At 40.3% G+C, this 22,838-nt stretch carries 26 protein-coding genes; all 26 read right to left on the reverse strand.

Annotated features, from left to right (window positions below):
* Positions 1-187: 187 nt before the first annotated feature.
* Positions 188-1,477, reverse strand: coding sequence for a SpoIVB peptidase (gene spoIVB, locus ACVIJU_RS13550; RefSeq protein ID WP_456687683.1), 1,290 nt, complete (start codon positions 1,475-1,477; stop codon positions 188-190).
* Positions 1,478-1,592: 115 nt separating this feature from the next.
* Positions 1,593-3,317, reverse strand: a complete 1,725-nt coding sequence (recN, locus tag ACVIJU_RS13555; RefSeq protein WP_063388133.1) for a DNA repair protein RecN — start codon at positions 3,315-3,317, stop codon at positions 1,593-1,595.
* 21 nt (positions 3,318-3,338) lie between these two features.
* A complete protein-coding gene (gene ahrC / locus ACVIJU_RS13560; protein WP_063388132.1) occupies positions 3,339-3,788 on the reverse strand; it encodes a transcriptional regulator AhrC/ArgR in 450 nt (149 codons plus the stop codon).
* Between the two features lie 67 nt (positions 3,789-3,855).
* Positions 3,856-4,689, reverse strand: coding sequence for a TlyA family RNA methyltransferase (locus ACVIJU_RS13565; RefSeq protein WP_063388131.1), 834 nt, complete (start codon positions 4,687-4,689; stop codon positions 3,856-3,858).
* Positions 4,682-6,583 (reverse strand): 1-deoxy-D-xylulose-5-phosphate synthase, encoded by a 1,902-nt coding sequence (dxs, locus tag ACVIJU_RS13570; RefSeq protein ID WP_063388130.1) that lies wholly within the window; start codon positions 6,581-6,583, stop codon positions 4,682-4,684. The genes ACVIJU_RS13565 and dxs overlap by 8 nt, the downstream gene beginning before the upstream one ends.
* 10 nt (positions 6,584-6,593) lie before the next feature.
* Positions 6,594-7,214: a CNNM metal transporter family protein gene (locus ACVIJU_RS13575; RefSeq protein WP_063388177.1), complete on the reverse strand. Its 621-nt coding sequence runs from the start codon at positions 7,212-7,214 to the stop codon at positions 6,594-6,596.
* Between the two features lie 763 nt (positions 7,215-7,977).
* Positions 7,978-8,856 (reverse strand): polyprenyl synthetase family protein, encoded by an 879-nt coding sequence (locus ACVIJU_RS13580; RefSeq protein WP_063388129.1) that lies wholly within the window; start codon positions 8,854-8,856, stop codon positions 7,978-7,980.
* Positions 8,856-9,095 carry an exodeoxyribonuclease VII small subunit gene (locus tag ACVIJU_RS13585; RefSeq protein ID WP_063388128.1) on the reverse strand — a complete coding sequence of 80 codons (240 nt, stop codon included), beginning with the start codon at positions 9,093-9,095 and terminating at the stop codon, positions 8,856-8,858. Before ACVIJU_RS13585 ends, ACVIJU_RS13580 begins: the two co-directional genes overlap by 1 nt.
* Positions 9,092-10,438 carry an exodeoxyribonuclease VII large subunit gene (gene xseA, locus ACVIJU_RS13590; protein ID WP_063388127.1) on the reverse strand — a complete coding sequence of 449 codons (1,347 nt, stop codon included), beginning with the start codon at positions 10,436-10,438 and terminating at the stop codon, positions 9,092-9,094. The genes ACVIJU_RS13585 and xseA overlap by 4 nt, the downstream gene beginning before the upstream one ends.
* A gap of 22 nt (positions 10,439-10,460) precedes the next feature.
* On the reverse strand, positions 10,461-11,315 hold the full coding sequence (folD, locus tag ACVIJU_RS13595) for a bifunctional methylenetetrahydrofolate dehydrogenase/methenyltetrahydrofolate cyclohydrolase FolD (RefSeq protein WP_066247612.1): 855 nt from the start codon (positions 11,313-11,315) through the stop codon (positions 10,461-10,463).
* A 10-nt stretch (positions 11,316-11,325) separates the two neighbouring features.
* On the reverse strand, positions 11,326-11,724 hold the full coding sequence (nusB, locus tag ACVIJU_RS13600) for a transcription antitermination factor NusB (RefSeq protein WP_063388125.1): 399 nt from the start codon (positions 11,722-11,724) through the stop codon (positions 11,326-11,328).
* Between the two features lie 158 nt (positions 11,725-11,882).
* Positions 11,883-12,284 (reverse strand): Asp23/Gls24 family envelope stress response protein, encoded by a 402-nt coding sequence (locus tag ACVIJU_RS13605; protein WP_063388124.1) that lies wholly within the window; start codon positions 12,282-12,284, stop codon positions 11,883-11,885.
* A gap of 17 nt (positions 12,285-12,301) precedes the next feature.
* Positions 12,302-13,651 carry an acetyl-CoA carboxylase biotin carboxylase subunit gene (gene accC / locus ACVIJU_RS13610; RefSeq protein WP_063388123.1) on the reverse strand — a complete coding sequence of 450 codons (1,350 nt, stop codon included), beginning with the start codon at positions 13,649-13,651 and terminating at the stop codon, positions 12,302-12,304.
* Positions 13,652-13,661: 10 nt separating this feature from the next.
* Positions 13,662-14,153 (reverse strand): acetyl-CoA carboxylase biotin carboxyl carrier protein, encoded by a 492-nt coding sequence (accB, locus tag ACVIJU_RS13615; protein WP_094246189.1) that lies wholly within the window; start codon positions 14,151-14,153, stop codon positions 13,662-13,664.
* Between the two features lie 185 nt (positions 14,154-14,338).
* On the reverse strand, positions 14,339-14,959 hold the full coding sequence (locus ACVIJU_RS13620; protein ID WP_066247608.1) for a SpoIIIAH-like family protein: 621 nt from the start codon (positions 14,957-14,959) through the stop codon (positions 14,339-14,341).
* Positions 14,960-14,974: 15 nt separating this feature from the next.
* Positions 14,975-15,610 (reverse strand): stage III sporulation protein AG, encoded by a 636-nt coding sequence (spoIIIAG, locus tag ACVIJU_RS13625; protein ID WP_232515569.1) that lies wholly within the window; start codon positions 15,608-15,610, stop codon positions 14,975-14,977.
* Positions 15,603-16,220: a stage III sporulation protein AF gene (spoIIIAF, locus tag ACVIJU_RS13630; RefSeq protein WP_130156385.1), complete on the reverse strand. Its 618-nt coding sequence runs from the start codon at positions 16,218-16,220 to the stop codon at positions 15,603-15,605. The genes spoIIIAG and spoIIIAF overlap by 8 nt, the downstream gene beginning before the upstream one ends.
* Before the next feature lie 12 nt (positions 16,221-16,232).
* Positions 16,233-17,450: a stage III sporulation protein AE gene (gene spoIIIAE / locus ACVIJU_RS13635; RefSeq protein WP_063388119.1), complete on the reverse strand. Its 1,218-nt coding sequence runs from the start codon at positions 17,448-17,450 to the stop codon at positions 16,233-16,235.
* 13 nt (positions 17,451-17,463) lie between these two features.
* A complete protein-coding gene (gene spoIIIAD, locus ACVIJU_RS13640; protein ID WP_094246193.1) occupies positions 17,464-17,862 on the reverse strand; it encodes a stage III sporulation protein AD in 399 nt (132 codons plus the stop codon).
* A 6-nt stretch (positions 17,863-17,868) separates the two neighbouring features.
* The gene (spoIIIAC, locus tag ACVIJU_RS13645) at positions 17,869-18,075 is read right to left on the reverse strand and encodes a stage III sporulation protein AC (RefSeq protein WP_063388118.1); all 207 of its coding nucleotides are present in this window, start codon (positions 18,073-18,075) and stop codon (positions 17,869-17,871) included.
* A 27-nt stretch (positions 18,076-18,102) separates the two neighbouring features.
* A complete protein-coding gene (gene spoIIIAB / locus ACVIJU_RS13650; RefSeq protein WP_063388117.1) occupies positions 18,103-18,615 on the reverse strand; it encodes a stage III sporulation protein SpoIIIAB in 513 nt (170 codons plus the stop codon).
* Between the two features lie 2 nt (positions 18,616-18,617).
* Entirely contained in the window at positions 18,618-19,535 is a 918-nt protein-coding gene (gene spoIIIAA / locus ACVIJU_RS13655) for a stage III sporulation protein AA (protein WP_327873846.1), read from the reverse strand.
* Between the two features lie 482 nt (positions 19,536-20,017).
* Complete coding sequence (gene efp / locus ACVIJU_RS13660; RefSeq protein ID WP_063388115.1) at positions 20,018-20,575, reverse strand: elongation factor P; 558 nt, start codon at positions 20,573-20,575, stop codon at positions 20,018-20,020.
* A 50-nt stretch (positions 20,576-20,625) separates the two neighbouring features.
* The gene (locus ACVIJU_RS13665; RefSeq protein WP_094246194.1) at positions 20,626-21,687 is read right to left on the reverse strand and encodes a M24 family metallopeptidase; all 1,062 of its coding nucleotides are present in this window, start codon (positions 21,685-21,687) and stop codon (positions 20,626-20,628) included.
* Positions 21,677-22,129, reverse strand: coding sequence for a type II 3-dehydroquinate dehydratase (aroQ, locus tag ACVIJU_RS13670; protein ID WP_063388113.1), 453 nt, complete (start codon positions 22,127-22,129; stop codon positions 21,677-21,679). The genes ACVIJU_RS13665 and aroQ overlap by 11 nt, the downstream gene beginning before the upstream one ends.
* Before the next feature lie 140 nt (positions 22,130-22,269).
* Positions 22,270-22,764, reverse strand: coding sequence for a YqhR family membrane protein (locus ACVIJU_RS13675; RefSeq protein WP_340733988.1), 495 nt, complete (start codon positions 22,762-22,764; stop codon positions 22,270-22,272).
* Between the last annotated feature and the right edge of the window lie 74 nt (positions 22,765-22,838).

The following is a 22,838-nucleotide window of genomic DNA, read 5'->3' on the forward strand; positions in this document are numbered from 1 at the left end:
TGTAATAAATATGTATGTCGAATTAAATAAGTTTATACATAAATTTTCGCTTGATTGAGCCAGTACACTTCCCTTGCTTTTAAAGCAAACAGCCCACTTCACAAAATTCCTTTATGTGAACGTGACGTTTTTCGCAAAAGGATTTATGTCAGAACGCTGCATCATGTAATAAGAAAAAGCGAGTGCGTTAACTCGCTTTTTGCTGCTTTTCGTCAATACTAATCCCTGCGTCTTGCAGCATCCATTCAATGTGAACACCGTAACCAGATGTCGGATCATTGACAAATACATGAGTCACAGCGCCAACCAGCTTTCCATCTTGAATGATTGGACTGCCGCTCATTCCTTGAACAATGCCTCCTGTTTTCTTAAGCAATTCCTTATCTGTCACTTTTATGACCATACCTTTTGTTGCAGGAAACTTTTGATTAACGGTACTGACAATTTCTACATCAAATGCTTCCACTTTATTTTGATCTACCACTGTTAAAATTTGTGCAGGACCTTCTTTCACTTGATGTGAAAAAGCAACTGGTATCGGTTTGTCCATAATTCCGTTTTTCACTTCTTGATTCAGCCTGCCAAATATGCCGAATGGACTGTTTTTTGAAATAGAGCCGATCACTTCATGTTTTTCTGAAAATCTTGCTAATTTTTCACCTGGACTTCCGCCTCTTCCTTTTTCAATCGACGTTACCGTAGACCGGACAATTTTTCCGTTTTCAACCACAATCGGTTTTTTTGTATCCATATCTGATATAACGTGCCCAAGAGCACCGTATTTTTTTGATTTCGGATCATAAAACGTCATCGTTCCAATGCCTGCTGCAGAATCCCGTATATAGAGACCGATACGATACGTTTTGTCGCTTTTGTCTTTGACTGGTGTCAATTTCGTGTTGAGAACTTTGTTGTTGCGTTTTACTTCGATCGCTAAAGGGCGGCCTGTTCTTCCTGCTTCTTGTATAAATGGAATAATATCACTCAATTTTTCTATTTTTGTCCCATTAATTTTTGTTATCATATCGCCGACTTCTACACCTGCCGATTCACCCGGTGATTTTTTTCCGGCTTCAGTTTCAATTTGGTGAAAGCCGACTACTAAAACACCAAGTGTATTTAACTTAACACCGATCGATTGGCCTCCAGGAATTACCTTTAATTCCGGGAGAACTTTGACATTCACGTTTTTAACCGGCATGCCTTTTATTTCATAGAGAATTTGTCCATCTCCAGATTTCGTGCCTTTTAGCTGCAATTCGTCCCCGCTTTCCGACACTTTGAAAGCGTTTTGAACATCCTGAACTTGAGCTTGAGCTGGAATAACATTTTTTTCTATTGTATAAACGTCATTTTCAAAAATGGTGATTGTTTTCGGAATGTGTAAATATTGTCGCACCTCTTTTGAAAAGCCTAAACTGATTAAAGAAACAAGGAGAATCGTACCAATTATTTTTCTGATGTATTCTAAAGTCATTTCTTCACTCTCCTCGCTCCTAACCCACACCATATGACTATTTCACATGGCTACATCTAATAATTTTTCCTTGAGCGAGGTCATTTATAACTTTTTCTTAAAGAAATTATTTCCGCTAGGAGGATTTCACCGATATAGCCAGATCCAACAGCTCTTTTGCATGCTGCTTCGACAATTCCGTCACTTCTGCTCCAGCAATCATCCGGCCGATTTCTGCAATTTTTTCTTTTTCAGAAAGCGGAATAACCTTTGTTTTCGTTCTTCCCTCTTTGCTTACTTCCTTAGCAATTAATAGATGGTTGTCAGCCATCGCTGCAACTTGAGGAAGATGCGTGATGCATAGCACTTGAGAGTTAATCGACACCTGATAAATTTTTTCTCCGATCGCTTGGGCGACACGGCCGCTTACACCAGTATCCACCTCGTCAAATATGATGGAAGTAATTCCTTGATGCTTGGAAAAAATCGTTTTTAAGGCAAGCATGATTCTTGATAATTCCCCGCCGGAAGCAATTTTCGCAAGAGGCTTAAGAGGTTCGCCTGGATTGGTGGAAATGTAAAATTCCACAAAATCCATGCCGTCACTTCCAAATTTCGCTGGAATTCCATCGATCAAAGCGGAATCTTGGGCCTCTTTCTGCGAAAATTGAACCTTAAATGTAGTTTTATCCATGTACAGCTGTTTTAATTCAGATGTGATTTGAGCAGTTAGCTTGTTTGCATATTTTTTTCTTATTGCCGTTAAATGTTGGGATTTTGTCAGCAGTTCTTCGACGACAGATTTAAGCTCATTTCTAAGCGTTTGAATATGGCTATCACGGTTTTCAATCGTATCGATCTCTTTTTCAATTTCATCTCTATATTGCAAAATGTCTTTGATTGTTTGCCCGTACTTTCGTTTTAACCGATGAATGACATGGAGGCGGTCCTCTATCATATTTAACCGATCAGGATTAAATTCCATGCGTTCTAATTCATTTCTAAGCTGAAACGTTAAATCCTCTACAACGTAAAAACTGTTCGACAGCGTTTCGGACATTTCTTTTAACTGTTTATTAAATTCTGCTGCTTCTTCTAAATGATTCATGGCAAGTCGTAAAAAATCAAGCCCACGCTGCTCTCCTTGCAGCGATTCATAGCTATTTTTCAAGGCTTCATAAATTTTTTCAAAATTTAACATTTCCTGCCGTTCTTCCTGAAGCTTTATATCTTCATCCATTTTTAAATCGGCATCGTCAATTTCCTTTAATTGAAACTTCAATAAATCCAATCGATGCGCCATCTGCTGCTCATTTTCTGAAAGGGCTTTTAACCGCTTTGTTAAGTCCGCGTATTTTTTATAAAGCTTTACGTATGCATCCTTTGCTTTTTTCACTTCTTCGCCGCCATATTCGTCGAGAAGATGAAGATGCTTTTGCTCGTCCATCAGCTCTTGATGATCGTGCTGTCCGTGTATATCGACTAATGTGCTCCCAATATCCCGGAGAATTCCGATTGTGACAAGCTTTCCATTAATTCTGCAAATGCTTTTTCCGTTAGCGGAGATATTCCGGTTTAAAACAATCATGCCTTCACTAGCATCTATTCCTAATTCATGGCACTTTTTCAAGCACGGATGGTCCTCTTCTTCCAATATAAACAACCCTTCCAATTCAGCGCGCTTTTCACCGGCTCGGACAAATTCAGAAGAACCGCGTCCTCCTACAAGAAGAGATATAGCATCAATAATGATCGATTTCCCAGCACCTGTTTCTCCCGTCAGCACTGTCAGCCCTTTTTCAAAAGAAAGAGATAGGGATTCAATAATGGCAAAATTTTTAATCGACAATTCCGCTAACATCGCATTTTCACCCCAAACTTGTTAAAGCATGTCCAAAAATTTTTCCGTCAACGTTTTGGTGTCTTCATTCTTCCTGCATATAATTAAAATCGTGTCATCGCCGCAAATTGTCCCTAATATTTCTTCCCAGTCCAAATTATCAATTAATGCACCGATTGCATGAGCATTTCCCGGCATTGTTTTCATCACAAGCAAATGTCCGGCAGAATCGATTTTAACAAATGCATCCATCAATGCTCTTTTCAGCTTTTGATGGGGATTGAAGCGCTGATCTGCGGGCAGGCTGTATTTATAACGTCCATCAGATGTCGGAACCTTCACTAAATGGAGCTCTTTGATGTCGCGGGATACGGTTGCTTGGGTGACATTAAAACCTAAATTTTTCAGCATTTCAACTAGTTCATCCTGCGTTTCGATTTCGTAATTTGTGACAAGCTCTCTAATTTTAATAAGACGCTGTCCTTTTGTCATTAGCGACCACCCCTATTCTCTTTCCTGTTATGATATCTCATAGAAAAACAGGAATAACTTGTATTCGTTATCCCTGTCTCTTTATTTTTAACGTCGAATGAGCGTTTTTCACAATTTCTTCAATTGTTTCCGTAAATTTTATGTCACCTTTTTCTTTTGCCCCTCCCCAATACAAATGGAGCAAAAACTCTATATTCCCGTTGCTGCCAGTGATCGGAGAGTACGATAAATGTAAGCAATCAAATCCTTCACTGATTGCAAAGGCCGTTATGTCATGCAAAACTTCCTCATGAACCCGAGCATCCTTCACAATTCCTTTTTTCCCGACTTTTTCTTTTCCTGCTTCAAATTGCGGCTTAATTAGCGCGACGCATTCACCAGTGGGCACCAAAATGGTTTTTAAAACAGGGAGGATCAATTTTAAAGAGATAAACGATACATCAATGGTAGCAAATTCCGGAAGCCCCTTTTGAAAATCCTCCGGCTTTACATAACGGAAGTTTGTCCGTTCCATCACGATGACACGTTCATCTTGACGCAGCTTCCAATCCAATTGATTATACCCGACATCCACCGCATAACATAATTTTGCGCCGTTCTGCAAGGCGCAGTCGGTAAATCCTCCCGTAGAAGAGCCGACATCTACCATAATTTTTCCTGCCACACTGATTTCAAATTGTTTCAATGCCTTTTCCAGCTTTAAACCGCCTCTTGAAACATAAGGGATCGCATCTCCCTTTACAGTTAACGGGATGTCGCGATCAATTTTTTCGCCAGGCTTATCCAATCGTTTTTCATTTGAATAAACAAGCCCGGCCATAACGGCCCTTTTTGCTTTTTCTCTCGTTTCTGCAAGTCCTCTTTCTACAAGCAATACATCTAAACGTTCCTTTTTACCCATATTTGATTCCTTTTTCTTTTTTTGGTATTACTTCGAGCACATTTTTTATTATTCCTTCTTTTGTTAATCCAATCTCTTCTAATAGTTTTTCCACGCTTCCATGCTCGATAAAGCGATCTGGAATTCCCATTCTTTTCATTGTAAGATTTGTAAAGCCATGCTTTTCAGCAAATTCTAATACCGAGCTGCCAAAACCGCCTTCAAGAACTGCTTCCTCTACTGTTAAAATCGGTATTCCTTCGTTGAAAATCTCAAGAAGCATTTTCTCATCAAGCGGCTTTAAAAAGCGGGCATTGACGACTCGAACGGAAACATTATTTTTGGCAAGTGCTTTCGCTGCATCCAATGCCATTTTAATCGTCGTTCCAAATGTTAAAATGACAGCATCTTTACCTTGTAAAAGAACTTCCCACGTACCGATCGGAATTTCTTTCAGCTCAGGATCAAGAGGCACACCCAATCCTGTTCCTCTCGGATAGCGAAGAGCGATCGGCCCTTCATCGTACTTCAGAGCCGTATAAACCATATGCTGTCCTTCATTTTCGTCTTTCGCCATCATTAATACAATGTTTGGTATATGGCGCAAAAAAGCGATGTCAAATACTCCCTGATGGGTTTCTCCGTCAGCTCCGACGAGTCCTGCGCGGTCAATTCCGAAAAACACATTTAAGTTTTGTCGGCAAATGTCATGAACCATTTGGTCATAACCGCGCTGCAAAAAGGTTGAATAGATTGCCAAAAACGGCTTCATATTGGCAGCAGCAAGTCCTCCTGCAAGCGTCACCGCATGCTGCTCTGCAATACCGACATCAAACATTCTGTCCGGAAATTCTTCTCGGAATTTTTCAAGTTTCGAACCAACCGGCATGGCTGGTGTAATTGCAACAATTCTTTCATCGTTTCTCGCTAATTTTCGAACTGTTTCACTTACTAATTCACTCCAAGACGGAGCCGATATTTTCGGTTTAACAAAATCGCCTGTTTCAATTTTATACGGGCCTGTTCCATGCCATGTTCCAACCTTGTCTTTTTCGGCAGGCAAATAGCCCTTTCCTTTTTTCGTGATAACATGCAGCAAAACAGGGCCTTTTGTTTTTTTGGCATAACTAATGTTTTCCATCAATGCCTGAAAATCATGTCCGTCAATCGGTCCAAAATAGGTAAAGCCAAGCTCCTCAAAAAACATGCCCGAAACGAATAAATATTTCAGACTGTCTTTAAGCCGTTCTGCTGTTGAGGCAAGCTTTCCTCCGACAGCTGGAATTTTTTTCAACAAGTATTCCAACTCTTCTTTTACCCAGTGATATTTGCCTGTTGTTCTTAATCTTCCAAGTATATGATGAAGAGCACCGACGTTTGGAGCAATAGACATTTCATTATCGTTTAACACAACAATAATATCCTTTTGTTCATGGCCGATGTGATTCAATGCTTCAAGCGCCATGCCTCCTGTTAAAGCACCGTCGCCGATAATCGGCACAATATATTCATCCGTTCCTTTTAAATCGCGGGCAATAACCATTCCCATTGCCGCAGAAAGTGAAGTTGAACTGTGCCCCGTTTCCCAAACATCGTGCTCGCTTTCTGAACGCTTCGGAAAACCGGACAATCCTTTATACTGCCTCAACGTATCAAACTCTTTCGCCCTGCCTGTCAAAATTTTATGAACGTACGCCTGGTGACCTACATCCCAAATAAATTTATCTTTCGGGCTGTCAAACATTTTATGTAAAGATATTGTCAGCTCAACTACTCCTAAATTTGGTCCAATATGTCCGCCGGTCACTGACAGCTTTTCAATTAAAAATTGGCGAATTTCCGCGCTCAATTGCTCCAGTTCTTTTATTGAAAACTTTTTCAGAAATTTTGGATTTTCGATGGACAATAGATCCAAAACGGATCACTCACTTTCGCTTTTTAGATATGCTTGCTTTTTTATGATTCTTTCCTTTTTTCTCTTTCATCAAAACAATATTAAATCTTTTTTCAAAAAAATAAAATATCTTTCCGACATAAAAAATAATCGGAGTTGAAAAACGGATTGCAAACGCCTTTCCAAACGCTTTTCCTCCGACAGTAAGAGCGGCTACAATGCTTGTGAATACGATTGAAATCGTAAACTCAAGCGCCGAAGTTTGACGGTCGGCAAACGTCACCGCCAGCTGCACTACGACAACAGCTGAAGCTGTTCCGCTGATTATGCCGGAAATATCGCCAATAACATCGTTGCAAAAGTTCGAAAAGCGATCGGCATTTCGGATAATTTGAATGGCATGCTTGGCACCGCTCACACGCTTTGACGCCATCGCATGAAACGGAACCTCATCTGCTGATGTCGCAGCAATGCCGAGCATATCAAAAAAAATGCCGATTAAAACGATCACAAAAACGATCATCATACCGGCAGCCCATCCGACGCCTTTCAGGAGAACAGTTGATACAATTGAAAAAAGAGCCGCTAACACGAATGTGATAACGGCAATTCCTAAACTCCATCGTATTGAATATCGAATTAGCTCTTTCATCATGAAATGCATAACACCTGATTTCTATGTAAAAACTATATATAACGAAATGGAGTGGTCATATATAGAGTAAACATTACGGCTTAGGTCCAGTAGGTTTTCCCAGTCAAGTACCAGGCGTTGCCGCCCCGGCGGTTTCCCTTTAAACCTGACTTAGCGCTGTCGCCAAACGCTAGACTGGATTGCCACTTAGTCCGTACTACAATCCTCTATATATGTCATGTGAACAGTCTAGGAGTTTTCCTCAAACAGCCTTTAGCCGGTTCCTAGCCTCTTTTGCAGAGCCGATTTCATATGTCACATAAGAAACTCTTTCATTGGCCATATGAAAAAGTTCCTTGTTTCCATAATCCCCTCGGCCTCCACTCAAGGCAGGCTACGCTGTCCGCGCCTCATTGCACTATGAAGCGCGTAGACAGGTTCATACCCATTTTGCACATAAAATGGGCCTCCGCGGAAAGAGGGTCAACGCCCACATGCCATTGTGGATCGCCCTCTAACCTTAACCCCCAGCATCAACCCAAGGCTGGGCGCCTCAAGCCAACACCAGGAACTTCATCGATGTGCCCTTTAGCGGATTTTTAGGCCCGCCTTCAGAACCGGAGGGCTGACTAGAATACTGCACCACTCCATCATGTTTTCTGACAGAATTATATCATATAGGAGTGTTTTCCTCAACTTGTTGGAGAATGCACACATTCAAATGCGAATCCCGTTCCTCACATTTTGTCGACCCGTTGGAGGTGCACCGAATTTTCATCGTTTAATGTTCGCGCTCCCCAATTAAATCACAAAACGATAATAGAAGCTCATTGTTTATGGAACATGTTTGCAAAATAGCCTTTGATGTTTCAATATGCTCCGACAATTTTTCCTTTGCGCCTTCCAAAGACAGTACGGACAAATACGTTGTTTTTTTATTCTCTTCATCGGAACCAACAGGCTTTCCGATCTTTTCTTCGTCTCCTTCAACATCTAATATGTCATCTTTAATTTGGAAGGCAATGCCTATATGGTATGCGAATTCCTTTAATTTATTTATTTCTTCAATCGACGCCTCAGCAATGATGGCACCTGCAATAATACTGAAAGCCAGAAGCTTTGCTGTTTTATGCTCATGAATATATTCAAGCTGTTTTAAAGTTAATTGTTTGTTTTCTCCTTCCATGTCGGCAACTTGTCCGCCAACCATTCCTTCTGCACCAGCCGCCTTTGAAAGCTCTGAAATGAGCGTCAATTTTACGCGATCTGAAAGCTCTTCAGCATCAGCAATCAGCCGAAAGCTTTCAGTCAGTAATCCGTCACCTGCCAGCACGGCTATGGCTTCTCCATATACTTTATGATTGGTCGGCTTTCCTCTTCTAAAATCATCATTGTCCATGCATGGAAGGTCATCATGAATGAGCGAATACGTATGAATCAATTCCACCGCACATGCGACCGGGTAACCAATTTTCTCTTCTTTTCCATACGAATGGAGAACGGCAAGCAAGAGCATAGGGCGCAGACGTTTCCCGCCGGCATTTAAGGAATAAAGCATCGATTCTTTAATAATTTTCGGGGCATTTAATCTTTCAATATATGTGGGAAGAACGGAATCAATGGCAGCTTTGCGCGTTTTTAAGTATTCCGGAAAAGACATCACTTTTGTTCTTCCTCCTGTGCTTGGAAAGGTTTGATCGTTCCATCTTCATCAAGAATAAAATCCAATTGCTTTTCAGCTTGCGTTAATTTTTCATGGCAAAGCTTTGAAAGCTTCATTCCTTCTTGAAAATATTGGATTGCCTGTTCTAATGGAACATCCCCGTCTTCTAATTTTAAAACAATTGCTTCCAGCTCTTTCATTGCTTCTTCAAACGTTAATTCTTTTTGATCATTCATGATCTTCTCTCCTCAATTTCAGATACTTCACAATGGATGGTCCCGTCCTGCAATTTAATTTGAATAAAATCCCCTTCAGCCGTTTGTTTTACGCTCTTTACCAGCTTATCTTGTTTATACACAAGGCTGTATCCACGTTCCATAATCTTTAATGGGCTGAGTGCATCAAGTTTAGAAGCCAATGCTTGAAAGCGATTCAGCTTCTGTTGATATAAAGCTGTCATCTCGCGCAGCATTTTTTTGTCCAGATCCTTCATTCTTGTCTTCGCCCGCTCAATTTGGTCATATGGAAGTTCGTTTTTAAGACGATTCGTCAATAACAAGTATCGGTTCGTTTGATCGCTTAAGTAACGTTTTCCTGCTTTTTTAAACCTTTCGAATAAAATGTCCAGCTCCTGTTCCTTTTGCATATAAAGCTTTTTCGGATATTTGAATGCATATGAGTTGGTTAAGCGGAAAAGCTTGAGCTTTTCCTTTTTGATCCGTTCCTTTAAAGCGTTCGTCATTCTAATGTTCCGTTCCCGGATCTTTTCGATTAAATCCGTTATATTAGGAACAGCCAGCTCTGCTGCTCCGGTTGGAGTCGGCGCCCGAAGATCGGCGACAAAATCTGCGATTGTATAATCTGTTTCATGGCCTACAGCAGATATAACGGGTATTTTTGATTTAAAAATTTCCCTTGCCACCATCTCTTCATTGAAAGCCCACAACTCTTCAATCGATCCGCCTCCTCTTCCAACAATGAGGACATCGAAATAACCGAGGGAGTTGGCAAGCTGTATTTTATTCACAATCGATTTTCCCGCTTGTACACCTTGAACAATTGCGGGAATAACCACCACTTTTGCCACAGGGTATCTTCGTTTGATCGTTGTGATGATATCCCTGACGGCTGCACCTGTCGGCGATGTGATCACACCGATCGTCTTTGGAAAGGCAGGAATCGTTTTTTTATGCTTGACATCGAACAGCCCTTCTTGCTCCAATTTTTTTTTCAGCTGCTCGAATGCAAGATAAAGCCCTCCTACTCCATCAGGCTCCATTTCCTTTGCATAAATTTGGTATATTCCTCCGGGCTGGTAAATGGTAATTTCACCGCGTACCAATACGTTCATCCCGTCCTCTGGGCGAAATGGAAGAGAACGGTTAAAACTTGAAAACATAACCGCCTGTATTCTGGCATGCTCGTCCTTTAACGTAAAATAAATATGTCCGCTGTCATGAATTTTTACGTTTGATAATTCGCCTTTTACCCAAATATCGCGCAAATGTGGATCAACATCAAATTTTCGCTTAAGGTATTTTGTTAACGCCGAAACGGTTACAAATTTTTTGTTACTCATGAACAACTCCTTTAAAGCAAGTTTATGGACGTACCCGCTTCTTTGCGGATTTAACCGTATTATAAACCAGCATCGTAATCGTCATTGGACCTACTCCGCCGGGAACAGGAGTAATGGCGCTTGCTTTTTCTTTTGCCTCATCAAATTTTACATCGCCTACAAGTTTTCCGTTCTCAAGTCTATTGACGCCAACATCTATTACGACTGCACCTTCTTTAATATGATCAGCACCTATGAAATGAGGACGCCCGACAGCAACGATTAAAATATCTCCTTGGATCGTATGCTCCCGTAAATTTTTCGTTTTCGAATGGCAATATGTAACCGTTGCATTTTCGTTTAGAAGCAATTGTCCGACCGGTTTTCCGACAATATTGCTTCTGCCAACAACGACAACATGCTTTCCGGGAATTTCGATATTTGCAGATTTGATCATTTCAACAATTCCGGCCGGTGTGCACGGCAAAAACGCATCCTGTCCCGTCATCATGCGTCCAACATTAATCGGATGAAAGCCATCCACATCTTTTTCTGGAGAAATTTTTTCAATGACTGCTGTTTCATCAATATGGTCAGGTAACGGAAGCTGAACAAGAATTCCGTCATAACGATCGTCCTGATTATATTTTTCTATCACTTCAAGCAGTTCTTCTTGTGAAATCGACTCCTCCAAATGTTCCAGCTTAAAAGAAACGCCGATTTCCTCCGAAGCTTTTTGCTTCCCCTTAATGTAAGAAAGGGAAGCAGGATTATTCCCAACTAAAATAATGGCAAGGCCGGGTGTTACCCCTTTTTCCTTTAATTGTTCCACTTCTTTCTTTAACTCGCTTCGCATTTCTTTTGCCAATTCTTTTCCGTCAATAATCGTCGCCACCATCTTTTTCCTCCTAAGCTTTTTTTTCTAACTCTTCTTTTATACTTGAGAGGACACCATTTACAAATTTGCTCGACTGAACATCTCCGAACATTTTAGCAAGTTCAATCGCTTCATCAATTGTTACATTGAACGGAATATCCGGTTCATATTTCATCTCATATACAGCTAAACGCAAAATGGCACGGTCAATGTTAGCCAACCTTTCCAATTTCCAATTGGTTAAATTCCTTTTTATCAATTCGTCAATTTCGTTTTGATGTTCAACCGTTCCGAGTACAAGCTTATTTAAAAATGGATCATGTTCATTACCGTCCAAAACATGATTGATGGCTTCCTCAGGAAGGGCTTCAGCCAAGTCAATTTGAAACAGTGCCTGCAATGCCTTTTTCCTAGCTGTTCTCCGTTTCATCTTTTTGCTCCTTTTTTCAAACTATGTCGAAATGTCATATATGAATCATATCATAACTGCCTCTTGTATCACATATGAAAGTTTATCCGAAAAGAAATTTCAGAATCTTTCTTATTATTCTTTATTTTAAACAAAAAAGGGGAGGATATCCTCCGCCTTTACATTTCCTCTTGAATTTCAGGCTCTTCCGTCTTCGTTTCAAACTGAATGCCCACTACATGAATGTTGATTTCGTTGATTTCAAGCGCCGTCATCGTTAAAAGCGTTTGACGAATGTTTTCTTGTACTTTCTGTGCAACAGCCGGAATGGAAACCCCGAAATTCATGACACAATATACATCAATGACAATGCCTTCTTCACCTAAGTCTACTTTTACGCCTTTACCATGATTTTTTTTGCCAAAGCGTTCAGCGACTCCTGAAGCGAAATTGCCGCGCATTTGGGCTACCCCTTCTATTTCAGATGCGGCAATTCCGGCGATGACTTCAATGACTTCCGGAGCGATTTCCACTTTTCCAAAGCTTGCTTCATGATTCATTTCCAATCCTGTATCTTTCAAATAGTACACCTCCAAAATTATGACATGATTTTATAATTTTCAAGAAATCTAGTGTTGAACTCCCCGCTGATAAATTTTTCATGATCCATTAATTTCAGGTGGAAAGGTATGGTTGTATGCACTCCTTCTATAACAAATTCACTTAAAGCTCTTTTCATTTTGGCTATCGCTTCTTCCCTTGTCGCTCCGTGTGTAATCAGCTTTGCGACCATTGAATCATAATATGGCGGAATGGAATAGCCAGGGTAGCAGGCAGAATCAATGCGGACACCCGGTCCGCCCGGAGGCAGGTACATTTCGATTTTACCAGCTGAAGGCATAAAATTCTTTTCTGGGTTTTCTGCGTTAATTCTACATTCGATCGCCCAGCCGTTAAATGTAATGTCTTTCTGTTCAAAGCTTAGTGGTTCGTTTGCTGCAATCTTGATCTGCTCTTTGATCAGGTCAATGCCTGTGACCATTTCAGTAACAGGATGCTCAACTTGAATGCGGGTATTCATTTCCATGAAATAAAATTGCTCATTTTTATAATCAAAAATGAATTCCACTGTACCTGCACCGGAATAACGCACCGCTTTGGCTGCTTTTACAGCCGCTTCCCCCATTTTATGTCGCATTTTATCAGATAGTGCAGGAGAAGGAGTTTCTTCCACCAGCTTTTGTAAGCGCCTTTGAATGCTGCAGTCCCTTTCACCTAAATGAACGACGTTTCCATGGTGATCGGCAAGAATTTGGATTTCAACATGGCGGAAATCTTCAATACATTTTTCAATGTAAACGCCTGGGTTTCCAAATGCTGTTTGCGCTTCCTGCTGAGTAATTTGGATCCCTTTCCGCAAGCTTTCTTCGTCATTCGCAACGCGTATTCCTTTTCCTCCGCCTCCGGCGGCTGCTTTAATAATGACTGGATAACCGATTTGATTTGCGATCTCAACTGCTTCCTCTTCGCTTTTAATGATCCCTTTTGACCCAGGCACAATCGGAACACCCGCCTGCCGCATTGTTTCCCTAGCAACATCTTTTTTTCCCATTTTTGTGATTGCTTCTGGACTAGGGCCTACAAAAACAATGTTGCAATCATTGCAAAGCTCGGCGAAATCAGCGTTTTCTGCCAAAAATCCGTAGCCTGGATGAATGGCTTCTGATCCAGTCAGCGTCGCTACACTCACGATGTTCGTAAAGTTTAAATAGCTGTCTTTAGATGCAGTCGGTCCTATGCAATACGCTTCATCTGCAAGCTGAACATGCAAGGAGTCTTTATCCGCCTCAGAATATATGGCGACTGTTTCGATCCCTAATTCCTTGCAGGCGCGTATGATTCTTACTGCAATTTCTCCTCTGTTTGCTATCAGCAATTTTTTAAACATTTTCTTTCCCTCACTCTGGTTTTACAAGGAATAATGGTTGTCCGTATTCAACAAGCTGACCGTTCTCAACTAAAATGTCGACAATTTCGCCTTTTACTTCCGCTTCAATCTCATTAAATAATTTCATTGCCTCTACAATGCAAACAACGGTATTCTCTTTTACTTTTGATCCTATTGTAACATAAGGATCTGCATCTGGGTTTGGAGCAGCATAAAATGTGCCGACCATCGGCGAAGTAATTTTATGTAAATTTTCTGTTTCCTGCTCGCTTTCTTCTTTCGGCAAATGCACCTCTTTTTTCGGCTGTTCTAAAGATTCAGCAGCTGGCTGCTTTGGCAAAGCTTGAATTTCAGAAGCATTGTTATAGACAACATGCTGATTAGCGCGAGCCGCAGTTTTTTTTAATTGGACCTTTGCCCCTTCGCTTTCATATGTAAATTCATCAATGGATGAATCATCGATCAATTTGATGATTTCCTTTATTTCCTTAAAATTTAACATGAAAAAACACTCCTTAAAATGAATTCCAATTTGCTAGATATTATCATCAAGTATTAAAAGTAACTATCATTTATGATACGATAACTTTTTGCTAAAATTCAATAACTATTAAAAATATGAGCAAACAATTCAAAGCAGCTTTTTCTTCACATGAAAAAATCCCCGATTTTTCTCGGGGAGTCATGTTACTTTGCTATTTCAAATGTTACGGCAACATCTTGCATGGACTGGATTTCATCCTTCACCAATTGAATCAGTTCGTTTGCTTGCTGCGGGGAGTGTTCTTTCGCTTTTACGGTAATTCTCACCTTGTCTCCATCAGCGCGAACTAATGCATCCTCGTAGCCTTTTGTTTTGATAAGTGTTTCTAATACCTTCTCTTTCTCTGACAGCTTGGATAATTCGCGCATCTCCTCATATGCATTGTTTTTTTCCTCAGATGAGACATCATTGGACCCAATAATTGTCTCCAGCTCCTGCTTGCGTTCACTTCTTTCATCTTCCACTTCCATTCTCAGCGCAGTAAATAAATCATCGTCCGTTATTGTGGAGACTACCGATCCATCTTCTGAGCTGGACTGCTTGCTCGATTGTTCTTTTTCTTGCTGCTTCGCATCAGTTTTTTGCTGCTCTGTTTGTTCTTTATTATTGTCATTTCCGCTTTCTTTTTCATTCGAATTCGTCTCTGTATCCGTCAACACCACATCAGGGGAAGATCCTCCTTCAGGAGATGTAATGTAATAAACGGACAGCACAACAACTAAACTTAACATGGTTAATAACCAAACAGTTTGTTTTTTTAACATGTCAAGCATCCTCCTTTACTTTTTTGGCAATACGGCTACTCTATGACTATCAACATCAAGCACCCTTGTAACTGCATCGGTGATCATTTTTTTAATTTGAACGTTTTCAGCACCTTTTGCTACTACTAACACTCCGCGTATTTTCGGCTTTTCGGTTTTTACAACGATGGGCGATTCTTGATCCCCTTTTCGAATGATTACCACTTGTTCGTCAACAGATTTATCTTCCACCTGCCGCTTTCCGCCTTCACGGTCCGTCTCATCTGTCGTTTGGTTTTGAATCGAGCGATTTTTTTCCAACACACTTTCAGATGAAGAGTCAACATTGACAATAACTTCTACCTCACCTACGCCTGAAATGGACTGAAGCGCTCCTTTTAGCTCATTTGCATACTGCTGTTCATAACGTTCAATTGTTCCTTTTTCACTTGTTGTTTGTTTAAATGCGGGCTCAACATCCTCTTCTTCTGCAGCGGTGTTTATCGTTTCTACTGTTTTGCTTTCGCCGGATAAAAAACTGCCGATCAGCATAAAAGCGATTCCAAGCGTCAAAAGTATAAGCATGAATGGATAGGTGGCTGATTTTTTGAGCATATCTCGTCCGGGAAGAAGAGAGGCTAGTCGCTGCAAAAAATTTTTCCTATCATTCACTTAGGCCGCCTCCTTCCATTTCAATCGAAATTTTTTCTTTCGATACTCCCCATGTTTCTGCAAGCTGGGCAATTATTTCGTTTTCATTTGCGAGCATTTTTTTGTCTTCTTCGTTCATGTTGATTTGAACCGGTTTAACCGTTTCAACCGTGTGGGGAAGATCTTTTTCTTCCACGAAAACTGTAACTTGCTTTAAATCGTTTTCTGATTCAATCTTCTCTTTTGTTTCATCAACCGAAAGATGAATTTTTTGAACCTTTAAACCATAGTTTTCTACCAGCTCCTCTTCCGCTAAATTTTTCATTTGGACAGCCATTTGTTCTAAAATATATGCACGGTTGTTAGCTTGTATTTCATTTTTCTTAAATTCTATTGATTTTTTTATTGAATCTTCTTTTGCTTCCGAGTTCAGCAGCTCCTCGGATAACAAGTTCGGAAAATCATAGGAAAATATTTTTAAAATCGGCGTAAGAATGACAGACACTAATAATAAACTAACAACGACTTTTACATATTTTTGCATTGCGGATCTCGGCAGCAGCATATCTAAAATAATGGCAATAAAAATAAATAATATGATATTAGTGACCCATTCGGTGATGAATGACATATACCACCACTCCTATCGAACCATCATGGTGACATTGCTCGCTGCGATAATAACTGTAATGCTTAAAAAAAACATGAACGATACAAGGATCAGTGCCGCTAGTATATAGATGATGCTCTTGGAGATGATGTCTAAACAGGAGATAATCTCTCCCGGCCCTAAAGGCTGCAAAACGGCTGCGGCAAATTTATAGATGAAGGCAATCGCCAGTACTTTCATTGCCGGAAAAATGGTGATCAAAAAGAGAATGGCAACACCAATGACGCCAATTGTGTTTTTTAACAGCATCGATGCGCTGAAGAGCGTATCAGCCGCTTCCGTAAACATTTTTCCAAGCACAGGTATAAAGTTTCCCGTTATAAACTTTGTCGTCCGCAAGGCGATCCCGTCTGTCACAGCTGCCGTCGCCCCCTGGACAGAAATCACTCCTAAAAAAATGGTTAAGAAAATGCCTAAAAGCCAGATGCTAATGCTTCTGAACAGCTGAGCTAGCTGAGTAACTTTATATTGATCCGTCATCGTGCTGATTAAAAATAACAAAGAAGACAAAAACAGCAGAGGGAGAACAATTTTTTCAATCAACAAACCGCTTCCGTTCATCAAGAAAATGGTAATGGGGTGAAAAAATGCAGCCGAAGCAACTCCTCCAGATGACGCCATTAAAGCTATTAACATCGGAATTAAGGCTAGAAGAAAGCTTGTCATCCCGTTAATCGCATTCGTTGCATAGGAAATGGCTACGTGAAAACTGTTTAAAGCTAAAATGACAAGCACCATATAAACAATGGAGTAAGCAACTTTGCTCACATTTTTTTCTTCAAAGGCGTTTTGTAAATGCTGGAGAAGAACGCTAAATATCGTTAAAATGATAATGGTTCCAAGAAGCTTTCCGTTTGCCAAGATTTCATGTAAAAGAAATTTCAAAATGCCAACGGCCCACTCTTTTATAGAAAATTGTTTTTCACCTTTAATAAAATCCATCAAGCTTCCCTTCTGGCTTTCCGGAAGAAGTCCTCCGTATGTCGTCATAATGTCATTCCAAAAATTTTTAATTTCCTCAATCCCAAGCTCGTCCATTTGTTCTGCCATATATTCTTGTTGAATCGCTTCTTCTTTTGGAGGATCTGCCGATGAATTTTGTTCTTGAGAGGCTTGTACCATGTTTGGCACAGCGAAAGCAAAAAACGCCAAAAAAAGGATGCCGCGAAAAAATGATAACTGAATCCCCATCACCCCCTAAAACTTATATATTTGGGAGAAGCTTAATCATCGTTTGTATAATCACCGTCATGATCGGAATTGCCATAGATAAGATTAAAATTTTCCCTGCCAATTCAATTTTGGATGCAATGGAGCCTTGTCCGGCATCTTTCGTAATTTGCGCACCAAATTCAGCAATATAGGCAATTCCGATGATTTTTAAAATGGTTTCGACATAAATCAAATCAATGCTTGCTTCATTCGCAATTCTTTCGACCATTCGAATCAATTCATAAATTTGATCCACTAAAAAAAGAAAAATGGAGACACCGGTAAAGACGATTAATAGAAAGGCAAAGGTCGGCTTTTGTTCTTTTATGACAAGAGCGAGCAAAGTTGCAATCAATCCTAGCCCGACAATTTGAAAAATTTCAATCTCCAAAACCTCCTATCCTTGAAAAAGAAAAACCGCTTTAATTTTTTGGAACAAATCGTTGACAATGGAAGCAACCATAAAAAGTATGTAAATAAACCCCAACAATGTAACCCATTGGGCGTACTCTTTCTTCCCCATTTGATCTAAAATGGTATGAAGAAACGCAACGATAATTCCGATTCCAGCGATTTGGAAAATTGTGTTGACGTCAACACCCATGTCCCTTTCTCCTCCCAGCTTATATCGCTACATCAAAAGAATGATAATGAGCAATCCCGCTAAAAATCCTAAGCTTTTCGTCATTTTTCCGTAATGCTCTTGATTAAACAGCGCTTCTTTTTCTTCTTTTTCCAAATGAGCCATTGTCAATTTAATATGCTTTTGCTGGCTGATTAAATCATGCTGCCCCAATGTTTCTCCAAATTGCTTTAAAACTTCCAATTCCCCTTCCTTCAGCGATGTATAAGGCCATATTTCAAGCAGGCTGCTTTCCCATGCGCTTTTCACATCAATGTCGCCTTGCGATAATTTCTCAGAAAATAATGTAAATAGATTAGAAAGCGGAGGGGCTGCCTGTTTGGCAATATGAAGCGATGCATCCTGCAATGGTGTGTGGCCGTACATGATCTCAGCTTCCAAGCTTTGCAAAGAAACCTTTAATTGCCGCAATTGTCTTGTCCGCTCTGTCAATCGTTTAGCCGAATCAAACCCAATCCATGTTGTTGCTAATAAGATGAATAAAGACCCTAGCAATTTCATCGCTATTTCACACCTGCTTTATACACAATCTCTTTTTCTTTTTTTCCAAATATACGGGAAACCGTCCCTGGAGTACCTTTTTTCTCCAATTCCATGTATCGGTCAAAAATGCCTAATTGAATAAGTTCTCTTAAGGTCGGACGGTGCAGCAAATCTTCAAAGCATTCGCCATGAGCGCTCACAAACAGCTGAACACCGCTGTTCACAGCTTCCATTAATGCATCGGTATCTTCCTTACGCCCTATTTCATCAGCAATAATGATGTCAGGGCTCATCGAACGGATCAACATCATCATCCCTTCTGCTTTCGGGCATCCGTCCAATACATCAATGCGAAGACCAAAAGTAAATTGCGGAATTCCTTTTACACTGCCGGCTATTTCTGATCTTTCATCCACAATGCCGACCTTTTGAGGCGGAATCGTTTTAACCCCAGTACTTATGATCCGGGCAAAATCGCGCAGCAGCGTCGTTTTTCCTGATTGGGGAGGTCCAAAAATAAGCGTATTTAACCATTTTTTTTCATATACATAAGGAATATATTGCTCAGCCAGGCCTATTTTCTCCCTTGCTATCCGAATATTAAAAGATGTAACGTGCCGTATGGCTTTGACATTGCCGTTTTCTGTAATCACTTTTCCAGCAAGGCCGATCCGGTGCCCTCCTCCAATCGTAATAAAACCTCTCTTTAATTCTTCCTCCAGTGTGTAAATCGAATATTGGCTGATCTTGTTTAAAATCATCATCCCGTCTTCTTTTGTCGCCTCGTAGTGAAGAAAGTGCGGTTTGCCGAAAACGATGATTTCAATCGGCTTGTACAAACGTATGCGAATTTCTTCCATCTGTTCAAAAAAAGAAGAAGGAAGCTGCTTTAATTCATTTGCAATTGTTTCGGGAAAAATTGAGATGATTTCTTTCAATCTTCCTTCCCCCTTTAATACCTTATTTATTTTCAATGTATGCAAGCTTGGCCACTTTATGACTACCGTTTCTCTTATTCCTTTTTTTGCATTTATCATTTCAATAGAATTTTGATAGAATTTTCTGATTTTAACAGTTATAATGGAGTTAGGGGGTGGTGAGTGAATGTTGGTTCAAATTTATGATGGACTTGTATGGCTTCTTGCGGCTTTTATTTATATTGTTATACCTTTTGCCGTTTTCAGTGAATTGAGGAAAAAGAAAAAAGCGTGGATGGATCATTAAAGGTGGACAAGCTGTAATTGAATCCTGTTCAAAAAAAGGCCAGGTTGGAAAGCTTGTGTATTCTGGTCTTTTATAAACGATTGCGAAAATAGCTATAAAATCTTTCTTTTCAAAAAAATAACCCACAGAAATCAGTTATGAATTCTGCGGGTCTTTTCGTTTTCTTTGACTTTTTTCATTATTTTTTTAAGAATAATTACGCACGGGAAACATAAGAACCATCAGAAGTATTGACGATAATAACGTCCCCTTCATTAACGAAAAACGGCACTTGCACGACAAGCCCTGTTTCAAGCGTAGCCGGTTTAGAGCCGCCTGATGCAGTGTCCCCTTTAATGCCAGGTTCTGTTTCCGTAACAGTTAATTCAACCGTGTTCGGAAGCTCAATTCCGATTGTTTCGCCTTGATACATCATGATGTATACTTCCATATTTTCTTTCAAAAACTTCAACTCATATTCAATTTGTTTTGAAGTAAGCTCAATTTGTTCATACGATTCTGTGTCCATGAAAACGTGCTGATCGCCATTTGCATACAAATATTGCATTTTCCGGGTGTCAATTTGAGCACGTGCTACTTTTTCGCCAGCCCGAAACGTTTTTTCTTGGATGGCACCTGTCCGAAGGTTGCGCAATTTTGAACGAACGAACGCCGCCCCTTTACCAGGCTTTACATGCTGGAATTCAAGAACGCGCCAAATCCCCCCATCGACTTCAATCGTTAAACCTGTACGAAAATCATTTACAGAAATCATATTTGGTCCTCCTATTACATTTTCTTTAACAACATTGATTGGGGCACTCGCTAGAGAATGATGAGCTCTTTCTTCGAATGAGTCAACACTTCATTTCCGTGCTCAGTGATCAAAATATCATCCTCAATTCTTACCCCGCCTTTTCCTGGAAGGTATATACCAGGTTCAACCGTGACCACCATGCCTGGCTGAAGAACGGTATCAGAGCGAGCGGACAGTGTCGGTCCTTCATGGATTTCAAGTCCGATTCCATGTCCAGTTGAATGACCGAAATATTCCCCGTATCCTTTATCCTCAATGTAGGTACGTGTGACAGCATCCGCTTCCCTTCCAGTCATTCCAGACTTGATTTCGCGCACGCCTTTCTTTTGCGCTTCAAGCACGATGTTATAAATTTCTTTCATTTCATCTCCAGGATCTCCAACAGCAATTGTCCGCGTCATATCTGAACAGTATCCTTTATAATAGGCGCCAAAGTCAAACGTTACAAGCTCTCCCTTTTCAATTGGTTTTTCACTTGCTACACCATGGGGAAGGGCTGACCGATAGCCTGACGCGACAATCGTATCGAAAGATGAGGAAGCTGCTCCTTTTTTTCGCATAAAAAATTCGAGCTCATTCGCTAGTTCAATCTCTCTCACACCTGGACGGATCATATGTAAAATGTGTGTAAAGGCAGCATCAACGATTTCAGCGGCTTCCTTTAATATCTTAATCTCTTCATCAGTCTTTATCAAGCGCAACTTTTCCACAATATTTGAGACAGGAACGAATTCAATCCCTTTTAAAACATCCTTGTACGATGTGTATGTTGAATAAGAAAGATGATCCTGCTCAAACCCGAGCGTTTTGATCCCCATTTTCTTCGCCTGCGCAGCGACTTCTTCAAAAATCGATCCTGAATGCTGCACGATTCTAAAATGCTTTACTTGTTTTTTTGACTGTTCTACATACCGGAAATCGGTAATAAAGCATGCATCCTCTTTTGCCACCAGTGCGACCCCGGCCGTACCTGTAAATCCCGTCAAATAGCGGCGGTTATATTCGTTTGTAATGAGCATGCCGTCAATATTTAACTGTTCCATTTGTGAACGAACTTTTTCAAGCTTCATGTGTTTCCTCCCTGATCAAATGTAGTAAAGATAAAGCTGCCAATTGATAGCCGTAAAACCCTAAGCCAATTATTTGCCCTTGTGTCACCGGTGCTGTGACAGAATGATGCCGGAACGGTTCCCGTTGATTTGTATTGGAGATATGGACTTCAATTACCGGTTTTGAAATGCTGGCAATTGCATCCCGTATCGCATAGCTGTAATGAGTAAAAGCTCCTGGATTTAAAATCACTCCATCAAATTGTTGATCGGCTTCATAAAGCTTATCGATAATCTCTCCTTCATGATTCGATTGAAAAAAAGAAAATTGAACTTGTTTTTTTTCACCGAGAGATTTCAATTCATTTTCCAAATCTGCCAATGTTTTTTTTCCGTAAATATGCGGCTCCCTCACGCCTAAATAATTTAAATTCGGGCCATTGATCACAAGTATTCTCTCCATCGATTACACCTTTCTATCATGTATTAAAAAAGAATGTCCAGTATTATGAACATTCTACCATAAGATTCTTGATCTCTCATCATTTAGTTTATGATTGGATCTTGTGACCCTGACACAGTTCTATAATCTCATCATTTAGTTTATGATTGACGTTCCCTATATTCGTAGGAAATGGAATACCCGACAAAAACGCCAAACAGCACATACAAGCAGATGGAGGTGACAATGGTATTTGTACCAAGCCGACCGAGCGGATCGATTTTTAGAAAAGCCGGTCCTAGCCAGCAAAAAACAACGGCCCACAGCGCGACTCCGAAAACAATGCCTCCCCATATTGACCGAACTTTTTTGAACAGAACATAATATAAAAATGCAGTAAGTATAGAAATGATGCCTATGAAGGCAGCTCCCGCAAAATGCCCAGCGACTCCGTTCTTCCAATTATCAAAGGCAAATAACATGAGAGCTCGATTTGGCCCGATTTTCGTAAAGTTCAACACATACGCTAAATATCCTATCAAACTCCATAATACTCCGCCAGTAAAACCAATGACAACAATTTTCAGAAAAAAGGATCGGAATGGTTCTTTTTTCTTTTCCTTACCAGTAGAATTCTTTTTTTCGCTGTTAAGCATCCGTCCACCTCCCTTTTTTAATATGTCCACTTTTCTTTTCTTGATGAATTTTTCATGAAAAGTTTATTTTTTGT

The organism is Aeribacillus sp. SP014 (assembly GCF_054055575.1).